This is a genomic window from Hydrogenophaga sp., assembly GCF_022844385.1.
GTDB lineage: Bacteria > Pseudomonadota > Gammaproteobacteria > Burkholderiales > Burkholderiaceae_C > Hydrogenophaga.
The window spans coordinates 1-3,163 of sequence record NZ_JALHLX010000223.1 but is presented as its reverse complement, the minus strand read 5'-3'; the positions used below and the strand labels follow the sequence as shown (position 1 = coordinate 3,163).

Annotated in this window: 2 protein-coding genes; both read right to left on the bottom strand. The window is 64.3% G+C overall.

Annotation, left to right across the window (positions count from 1 at the left end; translation table 11 throughout):
* Positions 1–496 precede the first annotated feature (496 nt).
* Positions 497–1,702: an IS91 family transposase gene (locus Q0C59_RS19335; protein WP_291218647.1), complete on the bottom strand. Its 1,206-nt coding sequence runs from the start codon at positions 1,700–1,702 to the stop codon at positions 497–499.
* 19 nt (positions 1,703–1,721) lie between these two features.
* Positions 1,722–2,597, bottom strand: coding sequence for a site-specific integrase (locus tag Q0C59_RS19330; protein WP_291218645.1), 876 nt, complete (start codon positions 2,595–2,597; stop codon positions 1,722–1,724).
* Positions 2,598–3,163 lie beyond the last annotated feature (566 nt).

The following is a 3,163-nucleotide window of genomic DNA, read 5'->3' as shown; positions in this document are numbered from 1 at the left end:
CGGTTTCTCGTGGACAGCGGGAACGGTGGGACCTGGACACCCGTATCGGCACTCTTGGACACGCTCAACTTGCTGCAGCTAGACATCGAGTCTGCGGCTCCTACTTGCCATGTAGGTTGATCGAGCGGGTGCGAGGCCGGCTAGACTTCGGCAATCGTTTAGGTTTGTTCGACACCTGCCCGCGAGCCACACACACCACGATGCGCCAGGATGAAGGGCGGGTGTTGAACAAGCCTCGAGGGAGGAAACCGCGGCGAACGCCACGGTGCCGGTTCACGCTATGGCGATTGCATGCGTGCGGTGGCGCGGTGATGGTGCTTTTGAATTGCGCGCTGCCTCCCAACGACCGGGCTCATACGGACAAGGAGGCGCAAGGTCGTCATCGACGAGGCCTTGTGCGGGCGCGGACGTGAGTGTGTGGAGCGCCGAACACGAGCTGACCATGCCGACGTTTGAAGCGTCAACAAACATGGGTTGCCGAGGCAGCGAGGAACGTTCATGGCGGCGCCTGAAGAGGTGGCGCACGGATCGTCTCGCCGCGCGTGAAGGTCAGCACGATGGTCATCGCGTGGCCACAGTGCGGGCAGACGAAGGTTGGGCGCACGGTGTCCTGCGGATCGTCGCAGGGTGGCGGAACCTGTGGATCCTGCAGAGGCACTTGCAGCAGCTGGCGTGCAAGCGCCAGGCAGGCTGCTCGGTTGCAGTTGGCCAGCAGTCCGTAGTGGCGGATGCGGTGGAAGCCTCCGGGCAGCACGTGCAACAGAAAGCGGCGCATGAACTCGCCGGCATCGAGCGTCATCGTCTTGTGGCGTGTCTTGCCTTGGACATGGCCCTTGTCGCGGTAGTCCTTCCACCGCAAGGTCACGCCGCGCTCATCAAGTGCCACGAGTCGGCTGTTGGAGATGGCCACCCGGTGCGTGTAGCGCGACAGGTACGCCAGCACCGCCTGGGGTCCGGCGAACGGGCGCTTGGCGTAGACCACCCACTCGCATTGGCGCAGCGGTGCCAGCCAGCGGGCAAACGCCGCAGCGTCCGCCAGCGGCGCGTGTTCACCGAAGAATTGCAACCGGGCATCACGGTGCGCCTGTTGCAGCGCTTCGAGGAAGCGCCGGCGGAACAACCGGGAGAGCACGCGCACCGGCAGGAAGAACCCGCGCCGGCAGGCGATCCAGTGTTCGCCGTCGCTCGCCAGGCCGCCACCGGGGACGATACCGTGCACGTGCGGGTGGTGTGTGAGCGCCGAGCCCCAGGTGTGCAGCACCAGCGTCACACCCAGTCGAGCGCCCAGGTGCTTCGGATCACCTCCGATGGTCAAAAGAGTCTCAGCGGCGATGTCGAACAGCAAGCCATAGACCACCGCCTTGTTGCAGTACGCGATCTCGGCGATGGGTGCTGGCAACGTGAAGACCACGTGGAAGTACTCCACCGGCAACAGGTCGGCGTTGCGCGCCTGCAGCCAACGCCGGGCCGCGCTGGCCTGGCACTTGGGGCAGTGCCGGTTGCGGCAGGAGTTGTAGGCGATCTGGTCGGTGCCACACCCCTCGCAGCGCAAGACATGCCCACCCAATGCCGCGCTGCGGCACTGCTCGATGGCCGACATGACCTTGAGTTGGGCCAGGCTCAGGTGGCCACGCTGAGCCTGGCGCCAGGCGGGTCCATGAATGCGGAAGATGTCGGCGACTTCCAGGGCTGCGTGCCCCATGACCGCAGAGACCGCAGACTCACGACGAGGGCAGCGTCTCCAGCGGGCTGATCACCGCGCGCAGCACTTCGGTGGCCACGTGGGTGTACAGCGCGGTGGTCTCCAGCCGCTTGTGGCCCAGCAGCACCTGGATCACGCGGATGTCGACCTTCTGCTCGAGCAGATGCGTTGCAAAGCTGTGGCGCAGCGTGTGCATCGACACGCGCTTGTCGATGTGGGCGGCGTCGGCGGCCAGGTGGATCGCACGGTTGAGCTGCCGGGTGGACAGTGAGTCCATGGGGTTGAGCCCGGGAAACAGCCAGCCGTTGGGCAGGATCTTGCCTTGCGCGTGCCCCACCCGCCACCATGCCCGCAGCCGCTCGAGCAGCACGGGCGAGAGCATGGCGTAACGGTCCTTGCGGCCCTTGCCTTGCTCCACGCGCAGCGTCATGCGCTCACTGTCGATGTCGGTGACCTTCAACGCGCAGACCTCGCTGGCGCGCAGCCCGGCCCCATAGGCCACGGACAGCGCCGCCTGGTACTTGGGGTTCGGTGCAGCGGCGATCAGACGGGCGACCTCGTCGCAGCTCAGCACAACGGGCAGCGGGCGTGGCTGGCGAACAGGCTGCACCTTGACCAACAGTTCGGCGTGGCCCAGCGTCACATCGAAGAAGAACTTCAGGCCACTGAGCGTGGAGTTGATGGTCGGCGGTGCCGTGCCGGTCTCGACCATGTGCAGCTGGAAGGCCCGAAGGTCCTCGGCGGTGGCGGTGTCCGGCGATCGCTTGAGATAGGCGGCGAGCCTGCGAACGGCGCGGATGTAGTGGATCTGGGTCTTGCCGTTGAACTTGCGCATCCGCATGTCGTCGATCATGCGCTGGCGCAACGGGGAGACGGAGGGCGTCAATGAGTTCATGGTTCAACTCCTGTCGAAGAGCGAGGCGGATTGCCTCACCCGTCAACATGGCAGAACCAGCGGTGGAACGAATAACCACGATGCTGCCGGAGCGATTACCGCGACAGCGGTTTAGTCCACCGCTGCGAAGCCGAAGACTTGGCTCCAAGGGCAGTTCAAGTCTGGATGCGGTCGTTCGCAGTCGGCGCCGCAGCGAATAGGTTCCGCAGAAGCGGACACCAGCGACGTAGCCCGTGAGGCACCGATCCCTGGCGCGTCTGCCCTGACGAGCGCGTGAATACCGTCCGACCTAAACTGTGACGTGATTTTGCACACGGCAGGCCGAAAGTCGCGTTTCAAGCCGAGCCGCCGACGTGTGTGGCCAAATACCTGACGGAAAGCACCCGAAATGACTCAAGCCATACTGCGGACCTCAGTAGATGCCCGTAGAACCAAAAGGCGCGGAGGCTAGTGGACTGTAACGTTTAAAAGGGAAGTATCATTACAACCATTCCACCGGAGGTTGCGATGAAACTCACCAAGAGCGAGCGCATGGAACTTCAACAGCAAGTAGCGGCGAGAAATGG

Coding starts and splice junctions, on each gene's coding strand:
- Q0C59_RS19335 (WP_291218647.1), bottom strand. CDS start 1,702: ATGGGGCACGCAGCCCTGGAAGTCGCCGACATCTTCCGCATTCATGGA.
- Q0C59_RS19330 (WP_291218645.1), bottom strand. CDS start 2,597: ATGAACTCATTGACGCCCTCCGTCTCCCCGTTGCGCCAGCGCATGATC.